We start from the raw sequence: 13,128 nt of genomic DNA on the forward strand, positions 1-13,128 counted from the left end.
GGGCGGGCGACGCCACTGCCGCCAAAGGAGCAAGAACCTAGCATGGAAGCAGAGAAAAATGTGCCGCTCTACGAGTCGGAGCGAATTGACGATCTGTTGACTCACGAAATGAAAATTATCCAAAGCCATGAAGTATTTTGTTTTTCGATGGATGCCGTGCTGCTGGCGCGATTTGCCTCCGTACCCAAGCGGGGACGCGTGCTGGACATGTGCACCGGAAACGGAGCGATTCCGCTGATCATGACGACACGCTCGCCCGAAGCTGTTTTTGAGGGCATCGAGATTCAGCCGCGCCTTTATGATATGGCCAGCCGCAATGTGCAATTGAACGGGCTGCAGGAGCGGCTCACCATGCATCTGGGGGACGTGAAGGAAGCGGTAGGGCTCTTCGGTTACGGAAAATTTGATCTCATTACCTGCAATCCGCCGTACATGCCGGCAGCCAGCGGTGAGCAGAATCTGAGCGAACACTTTGCCATCGCCCGCCACGAGATTCTCCTTTCGCTGGAGGACGTCATCCGCGTGGGCAGCCAGCTGTTGAAAAACGGAGGAAAGCTCGCCCTCGTGCACCGCTCGACACGGCTGATCGACATCGTCACCCTGATGCGAACGTACCATATCGAACCGAAACGGATGCGGCTGGTATATCCAAGACGCGATGCCGAGCCCAATATGGTATTGATCGAAGGAATCCGCAATGGCAAGCCGGAGCTGCGGATTCAGCCCCCGCTGATTGTCTACGAAAACGGGGAGGAATACTGTGAAGAACTGCAGGAGATCTATTTTGGAAGACGGGATTCCCTCGCATAAGGCTCATTTTGTCTATATCCTGCGCTGTGCGGACGGCACGTACTACACAGGCTATACCACCGAGATGGAGCGCAGACTGCGCGAACACAACGAAGGCAAAGGAGCCAAGTACACGAGAGGGCGGGGACCGGTGGAGCTCCTCTATGTAGAGGAAGGGACGGACCGATCCTGGGGGCTGCGCCGGGAGGAAGCGATCAAACGGCTGACTCGCTTGCAAAAAGAAAATCTGATTGTGCAGGGGAAGGATGATACGGATGAACATCCAGAGAAGTTTTCTAAGTGAAAAAACGGGTGTGCTCTATCTGGTCGCGACACCGATCGGCAATCTGGATGACATCTCCGTCCGCTGCCTGGAGACCCTCCGTTCTGTTGACGTGATCGCTTGTGAGGATACGCGGCAAACGCGAAAGCTCCTCAATCATTTTCAGATCGACAAGCGCACCGTGAGCTACCACGAGCACAATAAAGAAGCGAGCGGGAGCGGGCTCTTGCAGTGGCTGGAGGAGGGCAGGCAAATCGCTTTGGTGAGTGATGCGGGACTGCCCGCGATCTCGGATCCCGGTGCGGATCTGGTGCGGGACGCGGTAGCTGCAGGTTTTCCGGTGGTGCCCATCCCCGGGGCCAACGCCGCTTTGACCGCGCTGATCGCTTCCGGCCTGCCGACCGACCGCTTCGTCTTTTGCGGATTCTTGCCGCGGGAAAACAAAGATCGCCGCAAGGAGTTGGAGCGGCTGCGTTATTATCCCGAGACCCTGCTGTTCTACGAAGCGCCTCACCGTATCGCGAAGACCCTGGAGGCGATCCGCGAAGAGTGGGGGGACAGGAGAGCCGTCCTCGCTAGGGAGTTGACCAAGCGGTATGAGGAATTCGCTCGAGGCAGGCTGGACGAGCTAATTCAGCACCTCAAGGAAAATGAGCCGCGCGGTGAATACTGTCTCATTGTCGAAGGCTTCACGCAGGACAGCGAAAAAAATCCCGATGAAGAACAGTGGTGGATGCACGTCACCATCGTCGAGCATGTCGACAGGTACTGCGATCAGGGCTTCAGCAAAAAAGAAGCGATCAAGCTGGCCGCAGACGACCGGGGTGTGTCCAAACGCGATGTGTACAACGAGTACCACCGCGAATACCCGCAGTAATCGCAGTCATCGTCGAAAGCAAAAAAAAAGAGAGGCTGGTTCAAAAGACCAGCCTCTTTATTATGCAAGCAAATGCAGCCATATCATGGCGAGATAACAATTAGCGTTTGACGACTGGCATTTCCGTCAGACAGTCTTGGCAAACGATTTTTCCTTTAAAATGGGAGACACGATCCGCATTTCCACAGAAGATGCAGGCAGGCTCGTACTTTTTCAGAATAATGCGCTCGCCGTCCACGTAAATCTCCAGCGCATCCTTTTCAGCAATACCCAACGTACGGCGCAGTTCGATCGGAATCACCACGCGACCCAGCTCGTCCACTTTTCTAACAATTCCTGTCGATTTCATCATGTACAGCCTCTCCTCTCAAAGATGTTTAAAATGTCGTATATTGTTTGAATCGAATTTATAATCGTCAATATTCGACAATTTCCGGTGTTTTCATCATACCAGCGATTCCCAAAGGTGTCAACATGCTTTTTACATTTCCTTGAAGACAAATTTGTTTTTTACATTCAAAATCAATTAATAGCACCGTTTACATATGTAATTTTTTACATGTGGCAGGATGTATGTAAAAAAATAACTGGGATTTCTCAGTGTCGATTTAGTCACTTCATGTCGAATATGTAGATTTTATTCGACAAAATATGATGGGCTCAAATTGTTGTTCGACAAAACACACCAATCTATCGGATCTAGGTTTCCGCCGAAGGAAAGGTTTACAAACAAACCCTATTGTGTACAATAGAATAGGAAGCAACCAAGGATCATATGTAATCGACCATGACGGGAAGAGTAGGCTTGTTTCGCTTATCGCAGAGAGCCGGGGTAGCTGCAAACCGGTATAAGAGACCAAGCTGAAGATGGGCCCCGAGTTTCACGGATGAACAGCCGAATGGCTTAGCGTAGTTCGTGACGCGTGCCTGCGTTACAGGCGGAGTCACCAGAGATGACTCGCCAAGTCCGTTTTTCGTGAGAAAGCGGAGTATTTGGGTGGTACCACGAGAACAAACTCGTCCCAATCCGGGGCGGGTTTTTTATTTTTTGAAGGAGGTTACCCTGGTATGAAACCGACCTATTACATTACCACGCCGATTTATTACCCCAGCAACAAGCTGCACATCGGAAATGCGTATACCACGATTGCGGCGGATGCCATGGCCCGCTACAAACGCTTGCGCGGCTATGATGTCTACTACCTCACCGGAACGGATGAGCACGGACAAAAGCTGCAGGAGAGAGCTGCTGAAGACGGCAAGCAGCCCCTGGAGTTCATCGATCCGATCGTCGACTGGATTCGGGACCTGTGGGAAAAGCTGGACATCTCCTACGATGACTTTATCCGCACCACACAGCCCCGCCATAAGGTAGTGGTGCAAAAAATCTTTCAGCGCCTGCTCGATCAGGGAGATATCTATCTGGGAGAGTATGAGGGCTTTTACTGTGTGCCGGACGAGGCTTTCTGGACGGAGACGCAGTGCAAGACCGACAAAGGTTATTTCTGTCCCGACTGCGGACGCGAAGTCAAGAAGGTCAAAGAGCAAAACTACTTCTTCCGCCTGTCCAAATATCAGGACAAATTGCTCCAGCACATCGAGGCGAATCCGGAGTTTATTCAGCCGGAGACCCGTCGCAATGAGATGATCAACAACTTCCTGAAGCCCGGTCTGCAGGATCTCAGTGTCTCCCGCAGCACCTTCGACTGGGGGATCCAGGTGCCAAGCGATCCGGCGCATGTGATCTACGTCTGGATCGACGCGCTGGCGAATTACATCACCGCGCTCGGCTACCTGTCCGAAGACGACAGCAAATACCAGCGCTACTGGCCAGCCGATGTGCATCTGGTCGGCAAAGACATCCTCCGTTTCCATACGATTTACTGGCCGATTTTGTTGATGGCACTCGATCTGCCCCTGCCGAAAAAGGTGTTTGGCCATGGCTGGCTGCTGATGCCGGATGGCAAGATGTCGAAATCCAAAGGAAACGTGATCGATCCCAAGCTGCTGATCGACCGCTACGGATCGGACAGTGTGCGCTACTTCCTGCTCCGTGAGATTCAGTTCGGCCAGGACGGAGTATTTACGCCGGAGAGCTTCATTCAGCGTCTCAACTACGATCTGGCCAATGACATCGGCAATCTGCTGAGCCGCACGACGATCATGATCGAGAAGTATTTTGACGGCGCTGTGCCGGCCCCGCAGGAAAAGGGAGAGCCAGACGACAGTCTGATCGAACTGGCGACCAAGACCAAAGCCCTCGTAGAAGAGCATCTGGACGAGATGCGCTTTAGCAATGCGCTCGCCCACATCTGGGAATTGGTGGGCCGCACCAATAAATACATCGACGAGACCATGCCGTGGAATCTGGCGAAATCCGACGAGACCAAGGGGCGCCTGGCTACGGTGATGTACAATCTGATGGAGAGCATCCGCATCTCCTCGATCCTGATTCAGCCCTTCATGACCAAGACTCCGGCGAAAATCTGGGATCAGCTGGGCATCCTGGACAATCCGGAAGCCTGCACCTGGGAATCGGCCGGTGTGTGGGGCGGTCTGCCGGCAGGAAGCAAGGTGACGCGCAAGGAGCTGTTATTCCCGCGTCTGGACGTGGCGGCTGAGCTGGCCTTTATCGATGAGTCTACGGCGGAAGCGCGCCGTCAGGCCGAAGAAAACAAGAAGAAGCAAGAGGCATTAAAAGGAGGAGCATCCGTGGACACTGCAAATGAAAAAGCAGCTGCAGCCGACAAGGTAGCGGAGACTGCTGCAACAGAAAAACCAGAGGACGCAAAAGAAGAGATCGGCATCGATGATTTTGGGAAGGTTGAGCTGCGTGTCGCGCAGGTCGTCGAATGCGCCAAGCACCCCAATGCGGATAAACTGTTGATTCTTCAACTGGATCTGGGCTATGAAAAGCGCCAGGTGGTGTCGGGCATCGCCAAATACTACGCTCCGGAGGATTTGGTCGGCCAAAAAGTAATCGTCGTCGCCAATCTGAAGCCGGTGAAACTGCGCGGCGAGCTCTCCCAGGGCATGATCCTGGCCGCTTCTGCGGGCGATCAGCTGACGCTGGCAACCGTAGATCCGAGCATGCCGAACGGGGCCATTGTGAAATAAGGAAAGGGAGGACGCACAGTTGTTATTCGAAACGCACGCGCACCTCAACGCCCCGGCGTTTGACGAAGACCGCGATGAGGTAATCGCTCGCGCTCGGGAAAATGGCGTCAGTACCATCGTCAACATCGGGTTTAACGCAGAAACGATTCCGACCTGCCTGCAGCTTGCGGAGAGCCATGACTTTATCTACGCAGTCGTCGGCTGGCACCCGCAGGATGCTAAAGATATGACGGATGAGCACCTGGAGTGGCTGGAGGAGTTGAGCCGCCACCCCAAAGTAGTCGGCCTCGGCGAGATGGGCTTGGACTACTACTGGGACACCTCGCCGCGCGATGTGCAGGCCGAGGTATTCCGCAAGCAAATCCGCCTGGCCCGCAAGCTGGGCATGCCGATCATCATCCACAACCGCGATGCCCATCAGGATGTGATCAACATTTTGCGGGAAGAAAAAGCAGCCGAGGTGGGCGGCATCATGCACTGCTTTTCCGGCAGCTGGGAGACCGCCAAGCTGGCGCTGGACATGAACTTCTACATTTCCTTCGGCGGGCCGCTGACCTTTAAAAACGCCAAGCAGCCCAAAGAAGTGGCAGCCAAGGTGCCGCTCGACCGTCTGCTGATCGAGACAGACTGTCCGTACCTGACGCCGCATCCCTTCCGCGGGAAGCGCAATGAGTCGGGCTATGTCCGCTACGTATGCGAAGAGATGGCTGCGATCCGAGGGCTGTCCTACGAAGAGATGGCGCAGGTGACGAGCGAGAATGCTCGAAGGCTGTTCCGGTTGTAATGACTAACGAATAAAGATCAGGCTTGTCCGATAAAGTGCATCCGCAACAAGAGACATTGGCGATTTCGGAAACCCAATGTATCAACGCGGGTGCACTTTTTCTTTCTTTCGTGCCAATCCGCATGTTCCCGACAAACCATCAGCCAGTGGGAGGGGGCAGATAATATGAAGATCAAAACGGCAATGACCATCGTGCTCGTGGCGATTGCTGTGGCATTCCTTGCCTTTTACGGAGCAACTTCAAATCATGATGATCTGTACGCAAGCGAATCAGAATATCCAACAGTTTCGACCCGAGCGTTGATGGACTCCATGTATTCAAGCATAGAAGAGATGTATGCAGATGCAGACGTGGTAGCTGAAATCAAAATCATCGATCAATCGGTGGAGATGGTGCGTGAAACGGCTGCTCAAACCGTATCCAAGGCAGCCATTACGGAGTTGTATAAAGGGGACCGTGCGTTACAGGAGATGGTCATCGCGGAAGTGGGAGGACCGGTAGATTACGGAAAAGTAGCGATAAACAAACCGAGTACCGGACAACACCAAGCGAAAATCGTGGAACAAACCGTAGTGGATTCGCCTGTCATGAAGAAAGGGAATGCCTACCTTGTTTTCTTGCGCAAAAACCAAAAATCTGACACCTACTCTCCCCTCGGCGGCGTTCAGGGAAAGGTGAGGATCAGGGATGATCGAGTGGTTTATACCATCAAGAAGGAGGTATTGGAAGAGAATGAGGATGTATTCTTTTTGCAAAAAGAATACGGGGGGAAAATCAAGAAAGAGTTGATTCGAAAAATCATCTCCTTGCAACAAAAGGAGAAAGAGTAGTGGGCGCAGCCTCTGGGACCCATTTTTATCCACCGCAAAAAAAACTCGTTCTTTTAAAGGACATCCCTGCATATCATGAAGGTACGTGTGTCGAAAGATTCCTATCAAATCGACAGGCACCCTCGACAGAAACCCGCTTCCATTCGTCAATCGGTTGATGCTAGGCTGGTAGACAATCGAAATCCTCAGGCAGAGGGAATTTGACAAAGAGAAAAAAGTAGCATACAATCAAAACCGACCTTGTTCAGAAAGGCCAATTTCCAAAATATTGGTGCGATTTCATCAACCCTTGCCTGGCTAGACGCGAAAAGCATGCCTATGCTTTTCCAAGAAAAAGGAGTGTGGGAAATGGAGTTACGCACGATGTGGGATAGGCAAAAGAAACGAGCCATCGCCGTTTTTGGCGGTCTCGCTCTGGTGCTGGTTCCCATGATTGGCTATTTCTCTGCCCAAGCCACCCAGCCAAAACAGGTTATGTTCACGATGGATGGGACCACGAAACAGGTCGCGACCAAAGCCTCCACCGTCGAACAGTTTTTGGCCGAACGTCACATTACGGTAACGGAAAAAGATCAACTACAACCAGACGCAAACACGAAAATAAAAAATGGAGCAACCATTACCTTACATACCAGCTGGGCGATACCAGTCCAGGTGGACGGGCAGACAAAAGTAGTGCATACCTTGAAGCGCGACGTAGCAGGCGCACTTCAGGATGCGGGCATCGCAGTCAGACAGCAGGATCGGGTAGAACCGGCTCTTGCAGAGGCTCTTTCCAAAGAGACCAGCATTGTCATCACGCGTGTAGAGGAAAAAGTAGTGCAGCTCGAGGAGCGGGTCGCTTTTCAGGAAATGCGCAAAAACGATCCCGTTCTCGCAAAAGGGAAAACGCGTGTCATCCAAGAAGGTCAGGAAGGGAAAGCCCTCGCGCATTATAAATTGGTCACGGAGAACGGCAAGGAAGTCTCCCGTGAACTGATCAAGCGAGATGTCATCACACCAAAAAAAGATCGCATCGTAGCGGTAGGGACAGCAGTGGCTGTTCAGATCGACGATCAGTCGAATCGAGTCGTAGCATCCGCGGCGGGAATGGTCTCCCGTGGTGGGAAAGTGTTCCGGCCCAAAAAGGTCTTGAACGGGGTTACTTTAACGGCCTACTCACCGTCTGGCGGCGGGAAGCCTCCAGGATCGCCTGGATACGGGCGGACGGCGACGGGAGTAAAGGCAAAGGCAGGGCACACCATCGCGGTCGATCCAAAGGTCATTCCGCTCGGATGGTGGGTATTTATCGACGGGATAGGCTACCGTCGAGCAGAAGATACAGGAGGAGCCATACGCGGCTCTAAGATCGATGTATTCGTGAGTACCGATGCAGACGCGGTTCAGTTTGGCCGAAAGCGAAACCGTACCGTCTATATTATCGGACCGGAAAAACCGTAGGACAGGGGCTCATTGCCTCTGTCTCTTTTTTCTGTTCCGGGATCGCATGATTGACTGCGTCAGCGCAGGGAGCGGGCCGGAGACAGGACAGTGGTTTTCTCATGGGAGAATGTGTTAAGCTGTGTTATTAAGTAAGACGGAAGAAGGCCAAAAACGTTTCACAAACTACTACCGTCAATAGACATTTTATGAAAGCGGGAGCACCAGCATGAAGATTAAGGAAGTCATTGTCGTCGAGGGGCGAGATGATACAGCCGCGATCAAGCGAGCCGTCGATGCCGATACGATCGAAACAGGCGGATCGGCGATTAACGACAAAACGATTGAGCGGATTCGCCTCGCGCAGAGCAAGCGAGGCGTCATCATCTTTACAGATCCGGACTATCAGGGAGAGCGGATTCGAAAGATCATCAGTCGGGCTGTGCCGGGCTGCAAGCACGCCTTTATCACGCAAGCAGACGGTACTCGAAAGGGCGACATCGGCGTGGAAAACGCATCCCCTGAGACGATTGTCCGTGCGCTTCGGGATGTGAGGAGCGAAATGGCGGAAAGCCCGGGGGAAATTACCGCAGATGATATGCTTCAGTACGGGCTTACATCGGGAGCGGGCTCCAAAGAGCGGCGAATCAAGCTGGGGGAGCGTCTCGGCGTCGGTTACGCCAATGCCAAGCAGATGCTGGCTCGCCTCAATGCGTTTCAGATCACGCGGGAAGAGTTTCTCGAAGCGATGGAAGCGATACAATCAGCAGATGCAGAGGATCGTAAGGAGGGTCAGGCCAGATGAATGCCTCAGGAAAAGATATTGCCACCCCAACCAGAACCAGAGAGGTTTTGGAGAAATACGGCTTCTCCTTTAAAAAGAGCCTGGGCCAAAACTTTTTGATTGACACCAATATCCTGCACAATATCGTAGATGCCGCCCATCTGGATAAATCCAGAGCCGTCATCGAGATCGGTCCGGGGATTGGCGCACTGACGGAACAGCTCTGCCGCGCCGCAGGGCGTGTCATCGCCATTGAGATCGACCAACGGCTGCTGCCCATCCTGGGCGACACGCTGGCGCCCTACGACAACGTAGAGGTGGTGCACGGCGATGTGCTGGAACTGGATCTGGCCGCCCTCTTTCGGGACAAGCTAAAGGGCTACGAGAAGGTCAGCGTTGTCGCCAACCTCCCGTACTATGTGACGACGCCTATTCTGATGAAGCTCTTGGAAGAGAGATTGCCTCTGGAAAATATTGTGGTCATGATTCAAAAAGAGGTGGCGGAGAGAATTGCCGCCAAACCGGGCACCAAGGATTACGGATCATTGAGCGTGGCTGCCCAATTTTATGCGGAGACGGAAGTGGCGATGGTGGTGCCAGCCAGTGTCTTTATCCCTCGCCCCAATGTAGACTCTGCAGTGATTCGCCTGAAGATACGGGACGTCCCTCCGGTAGAGGTAGAAGAGGAAGGCCTGTTCTTTCGGGTCGTTCGGGCCTGTTTTGCCCAGCGCCGAAAGACCCTCCTGAACAACCTGATGAGTGGGCTGTTTGACAAGACAAGAAAAGAAGAGGTAATACAGATGCTAGCCGATCTCGGCATCGAACCCAGCAGACGGGGGGAAACCTTGTCGATCGAAGAATTTGCCCAGCTCGCAAACGAGGCAGTTCGACGCCAATTGTTAACAAAATAAACCAGATGGAGCCCCAGGATAGTTGCGTGAAATACGCAAACCTGGGGTTTTTTGCCGCCATTTTAAAAAATGAATGAAAATCGACAAATATCCCCGCCATTATCGAAAAAAAGGTCGTTGACAAAAACTCGGACGGATTGCTATAATTTTTTATTTGTTTGACAAAATAAGCATATGCTGTTACAATGGAATCAAGCGAGGTGGATGGAACAATGGCAAGAAACGCGTTACTTGACATTAAACGCAGTTTAGACGGGCACATTGGCGAACGCATCCTACTTAAGGCCAATGGCGGTCGACGCAAGACCGTCGAGCGGACGGGCATCCTCGAAGAAACATACCCGTCAGTTTTTGTAGTCAAGCTTGACGACGATCAATTGTTTGAACGGGTTTCATACAGCTATGCTGACATTTTGACGGAAACAGTTGAGTTGACTGTCTGCAGAGAGAACGAGCACATTCGCATTACATTTGTACAACAGTAGAGCCGACCCAGGCTCTACTGTTTTTTTTGTCCCTTCCCGTGCATACTAGGTTTGTCAACGAGAAAGGGAGGGTGTTTATGGGTCGCAGACGAGGCATCATGTCTGATGAGTTCAAGATGGAGCTTGCCAAGGAACTAGGGTTTTACGATACCGTGAAAACCGAGGGATGGGGTGCCATCACGACGCGTGACGCAGGGAATCTGGTCAAACGCGCCATTCAGATTGCCGAGGAAGCGTTAGCGAAGCAAAATACCACGAATACTCGTTGACAAGGAAGGCCGGGGAAACCCGGCTTTCTTTTTTTATCCGATGCCGCAGTGAGAAGAAGCATGTTTCCCTGCTAAGCTCCGGGCTCCGCCCGCAAGGGCGCTTATCCTGTCCACTCCGGGACGATTCGCGGGGGTGCGCAAAAGCAGAAACGCTCCGAGGTCATCCCACGTTGCGCCCCTTTTCCCGCGAATCGCCCCTCCGCTGGGCTGGGCTCCACAGTCGCAACGCAGGGAAACATGCTTCTTCACGGGACCGTTGCTTTTCAAAAAAAATCCGGGTGAAGCAATGATGGATAAAAAATGAGGTAGAATCTTTTCAATGCTCTTTTTCATTCTCGTTCTGATTCATAAATGATTCAATCGGACCTTTGTCAACGCGTCCCGACATCATGTCATCAAAAGGAGTATAATCCGTCTTTTTTGGCAGTTTGTTATTTTTAATCGTGCTAAAAATCATCCACAATAAGCTCGCAGCAATCATAAAGGTAAACCCAATAGCGATCGCACTCATTGATCATGTCACCACTTTCTTGTTAATGGACGCTTTGATACCCGTATTTATTTTCTTGTTATTTCAGACGGAATTATCAACCAAAAGGATACAGATATAAACTGCCATAAGTCGGTAACAATGACCTTCTGAATCCTCACCAGACTGCCATTGTTACTTCTTTATAATCTTTTAAACCATGGAGAACCATGATTTTTCTCATCACAGCCTCGTTTCCCCGCTACTGGCATGGCAGAATCCCCCTGTGCTACAATAAGAGACTAGGAAATCATCAGATCGTAGGCAGAGGTGAACAACGTGCGTATCTCGGTCAAAGCGCCCGCCAAAATTAATTTAACGCTTGATGTACTGGCCAAACGTCCTGACGGCTATCACGAAGTAGAAATGGTGATGACCACAGTAGACCTGGCGGACCGGGTTGATCTGACCTTGCGCGATGACGGCTCTATTTCGCTGGATTGTTCAGCCAGCTTTGTACCCGACGACAGCAGAAACCACGCCTATAAAGCGGCGGTGCTGCTCAAGGAACGCTATCAAGTACCGCATGGAGTACGAATCTACATAGACAAGCAGATTCCGGTAGCGGCCGGGCTTGCAGGGGGAAGCAGCGATGCCGCCGCCGCATTGAGAGGATTAAATCAGCTTTGGAATCTAGGCCTGGGACTGGACGAGCTGGCCCAGATCGGGGCGGAAATTGGCTCGGACGTGCCCTTTTGTGTGTATGGCGGAACCGCACTGGCTACGGGCAGGGGGGAGCAGATCGATCATCTGCCGCCGCCGCCGCCGTGCTGGATCATACTGGCCAAGCCGCCGATTGGCGTGTCGACAGCGGATGTGTACGGCAACTTGCGCGTAAAGGAAATTCAACATCATCCGGCTACAGAAAAGATGCTGACAGCGATACACGAACAGAATTTTTCGCTGATGTGCTCATCCCTCGGCAATGTGCTGGAGGAGGTCACGCTCCAGATGCACCCGCAGGTCCGTCAGATCAAGGAATTGATGGAGTCCTCCGGTGCAGACGGCGTGCTGATGTCCGGCAGCGGCCCCACTGTTTTTGCCCTGGTCCAAAAAGAGGCAAAGGTTCATCGCATTTATAATGCCTTGCGGGGTTTTGTCAAAGATGTCTTTGTCGCCCGCATGTTGGGAGTCGCCGAGCGGGGAAAAGCTTGCCATAATACGTATGGAAGTGATACATTAGCACCATAATATTCGGTTTTGGAGGAAGAAACATGAAGAAATTGCGCAGAAGTGCCCGCCTCGTCGATATGACGCAGCACTTGCTTGCCCAGCCCCACACGCTGATTCCACTCACCGTGTTTGCTGAGCAATACGGAGCCGCGAAATCTTCCATCAGTGAAGATCTGTCGATCATCAAAGAGGCGTTTGAGAGTCAGGGCGTGGGCGTATTGACTACGGTGGCGGGGGCGGCCGGGGGAGTGAAGTTCATTCCCAAGGTCAAGACAGAAGACGCGCTAGACTTCATGAAAGAATTAATTACCCACCTGGGCAATCCGGAACGCCTCTTGCCTGGCGGGTACTTGTACATGTCCGATATTTTGGGAAATCCCATCACCATGTCAAAGATCGGCAAGCTGTTTGCTTCGGCTTTCGCGGACAAGAACGTAGAAGTGGTCATGACCGTCGAGACAAAAGGAATTCCGCTTGCGTATGCGACAGCCCTCTATCTGAATGTCCCGGTCGTGATCGTAAGGCGGGACAACAAAGTGACAGAGGGATCGGTCGTCAGCATCAACTATGTATCCGGTTCCAGCAAGCGCATTCAAACGATGTCGCTCGCTCGTCGGGCCCTGCCGGAACAATCGCGCGTCCTGATCGTCGACGACTTCATGAAGGCGGGCGGCACCGTGCGGGGGATGATCGATCTCTTGCAGGAATTCCGCGCGACCGTCATCGGATGCGGCGTGCTGGTGGAAACCGCCGATGTCTCCGAGCGGCTGGTAGATGAATACGTCTCCCTGGCCAAGCTTCAGGAGGTCGACATCAAAGGCAAGCAGATCGAAATCGAACTGGGCAGTTACTTTCAAAAATAGAAGGGAGTCAAGGT

The 13,128-nt window shown here is 52.5% G+C and carries 15 protein-coding genes and 1 other annotated feature; of the genes, 13 read left to right on the forward strand and 2 right to left on the reverse strand.

Annotation, left to right across the window (positions count from 1 at the left end):
• Positions 1 to 42 precede the first annotated feature (42 nt).
• Genes JD108_RS00575 through rsmI form a run of 3 tightly spaced genes read left to right on the forward strand, consistent with a single transcriptional unit; the run spans position 43 to position 1,949 of the window.
• Positions 43 to 810 (forward strand): tRNA1(Val) (adenine(37)-N6)-methyltransferase, encoded by a 768-nt coding sequence (locus JD108_RS00575; protein ID WP_198828118.1) that lies wholly within the window; start codon positions 43 to 45, stop codon positions 808 to 810.
• Entirely contained in the window at positions 785 to 1,093 is a 309-nt protein-coding gene (locus tag JD108_RS00580) for a GIY-YIG nuclease family protein (RefSeq protein WP_198828119.1), read from the forward strand. Before JD108_RS00575 ends, JD108_RS00580 begins: the two co-directional genes overlap by 26 nt.
• Positions 1,065 to 1,949: a 16S rRNA (cytidine(1402)-2'-O)-methyltransferase gene (rsmI, locus tag JD108_RS00585; protein ID WP_198828120.1), complete on the forward strand. Its 885-nt coding sequence runs from the start codon at positions 1,065 to 1,067 to the stop codon at positions 1,947 to 1,949. The genes JD108_RS00580 and rsmI overlap by 29 nt, the downstream gene beginning before the upstream one ends.
• 100 nt (positions 1,950 to 2,049) lie before the next feature.
• Here the strand turns inward: rsmI and JD108_RS00590 are convergent, their stop codons facing one another.
• Positions 2,050 to 2,301 carry an AbrB/MazE/SpoVT family DNA-binding domain-containing protein gene (locus JD108_RS00590; RefSeq protein ID WP_049742869.1) on the reverse strand — a complete coding sequence of 84 codons (252 nt, stop codon included), beginning with the start codon at positions 2,299 to 2,301 and terminating at the stop codon, positions 2,050 to 2,052.
• 426 nt (positions 2,302 to 2,727) lie between these two features.
• Positions 2,728 to 2,977, forward strand: a binding site (T-box leader).
• A gap of 40 nt (positions 2,978 to 3,017) precedes the next feature.
• Here JD108_RS00590 and metG point away from each other — a divergent pair.
• The 8 genes from metG to JD108_RS00630 all read left to right on the forward strand — a co-directional run bounded on the left by metG (position 3,018) and on the right by JD108_RS00630 (position 10,549).
• The gene (gene metG / locus JD108_RS00595; RefSeq protein ID WP_198828121.1) at positions 3,018 to 5,066 is read left to right on the forward strand and encodes a methionine--tRNA ligase; all 2,049 of its coding nucleotides are present in this window, start codon (positions 3,018 to 3,020) and stop codon (positions 5,064 to 5,066) included.
• 19 nt (positions 5,067 to 5,085) lie between these two features.
• Entirely contained in the window at positions 5,086 to 5,850 is a 765-nt protein-coding gene (locus tag JD108_RS00600; RefSeq protein ID WP_198828122.1) for a TatD family hydrolase, read from the forward strand.
• Positions 5,851 to 6,015: 165 nt separating this feature from the next.
• A complete protein-coding gene (locus JD108_RS00605) occupies positions 6,016 to 6,681 on the forward strand; it encodes a hypothetical protein (RefSeq protein WP_198828123.1) in 666 nt (221 codons plus the stop codon).
• Between the two features lie 348 nt (positions 6,682 to 7,029).
• Positions 7,030 to 8,121 (forward strand): resuscitation-promoting factor, encoded by a 1,092-nt coding sequence (locus JD108_RS00610; RefSeq protein WP_198828124.1) that lies wholly within the window; start codon positions 7,030 to 7,032, stop codon positions 8,119 to 8,121.
• A gap of 208 nt (positions 8,122 to 8,329) precedes the next feature.
• Complete coding sequence (gene rnmV / locus JD108_RS00615; protein ID WP_198828125.1) at positions 8,330 to 8,905, forward strand: ribonuclease M5; 576 nt, start codon at positions 8,330 to 8,332, stop codon at positions 8,903 to 8,905.
• Positions 8,902 to 9,795: a 16S rRNA (adenine(1518)-N(6)/adenine(1519)-N(6))-dimethyltransferase RsmA gene (gene rsmA / locus JD108_RS00620; RefSeq protein WP_198828126.1), complete on the forward strand. Its 894-nt coding sequence runs from the start codon at positions 8,902 to 8,904 to the stop codon at positions 9,793 to 9,795. Before rnmV ends, rsmA begins: the two co-directional genes overlap by 4 nt.
• Positions 9,796 to 10,007: 212 nt before the next feature.
• Positions 10,008 to 10,280: a biofilm formation stimulator Veg gene (veg, locus tag JD108_RS00625; protein WP_003390218.1), complete on the forward strand. Its 273-nt coding sequence runs from the start codon at positions 10,008 to 10,010 to the stop codon at positions 10,278 to 10,280.
• A 77-nt stretch (positions 10,281 to 10,357) separates the two neighbouring features.
• Complete coding sequence (locus tag JD108_RS00630; RefSeq protein ID WP_198828127.1) at positions 10,358 to 10,549, forward strand: small, acid-soluble spore protein, alpha/beta type; 192 nt, start codon at positions 10,358 to 10,360, stop codon at positions 10,547 to 10,549.
• Between the two features lie 316 nt (positions 10,550 to 10,865).
• Here JD108_RS00630 and JD108_RS00635 read toward each other — a convergent pair whose 3' ends face one another.
• Positions 10,866 to 11,060, reverse strand: coding sequence for a hypothetical protein (locus JD108_RS00635; RefSeq protein ID WP_198828128.1), 195 nt, complete (start codon positions 11,058 to 11,060; stop codon positions 10,866 to 10,868).
• 297 nt (positions 11,061 to 11,357) lie between these two features.
• Between JD108_RS00635 and ispE the strand changes: the two genes are divergently transcribed.
• Complete coding sequence (gene ispE, locus JD108_RS00640) at positions 11,358 to 12,269, forward strand: 4-(cytidine 5'-diphospho)-2-C-methyl-D-erythritol kinase (RefSeq protein ID WP_198828129.1); 912 nt, start codon at positions 11,358 to 11,360, stop codon at positions 12,267 to 12,269.
• 23 nt (positions 12,270 to 12,292) lie between these two features.
• Entirely contained in the window at positions 12,293 to 13,114 is an 822-nt protein-coding gene (purR, locus tag JD108_RS00645) for a pur operon repressor (protein WP_198828130.1), read from the forward strand.
• Positions 13,115 to 13,128: the final 14 nt, after the last annotated feature.

It is taken from the genome of Brevibacillus composti, assembly GCF_016406105.1.
In the GTDB taxonomy this organism is placed as follows: Bacteria; Bacillota; Bacilli; order Brevibacillales; family Brevibacillaceae; genus Brevibacillus; species Brevibacillus composti.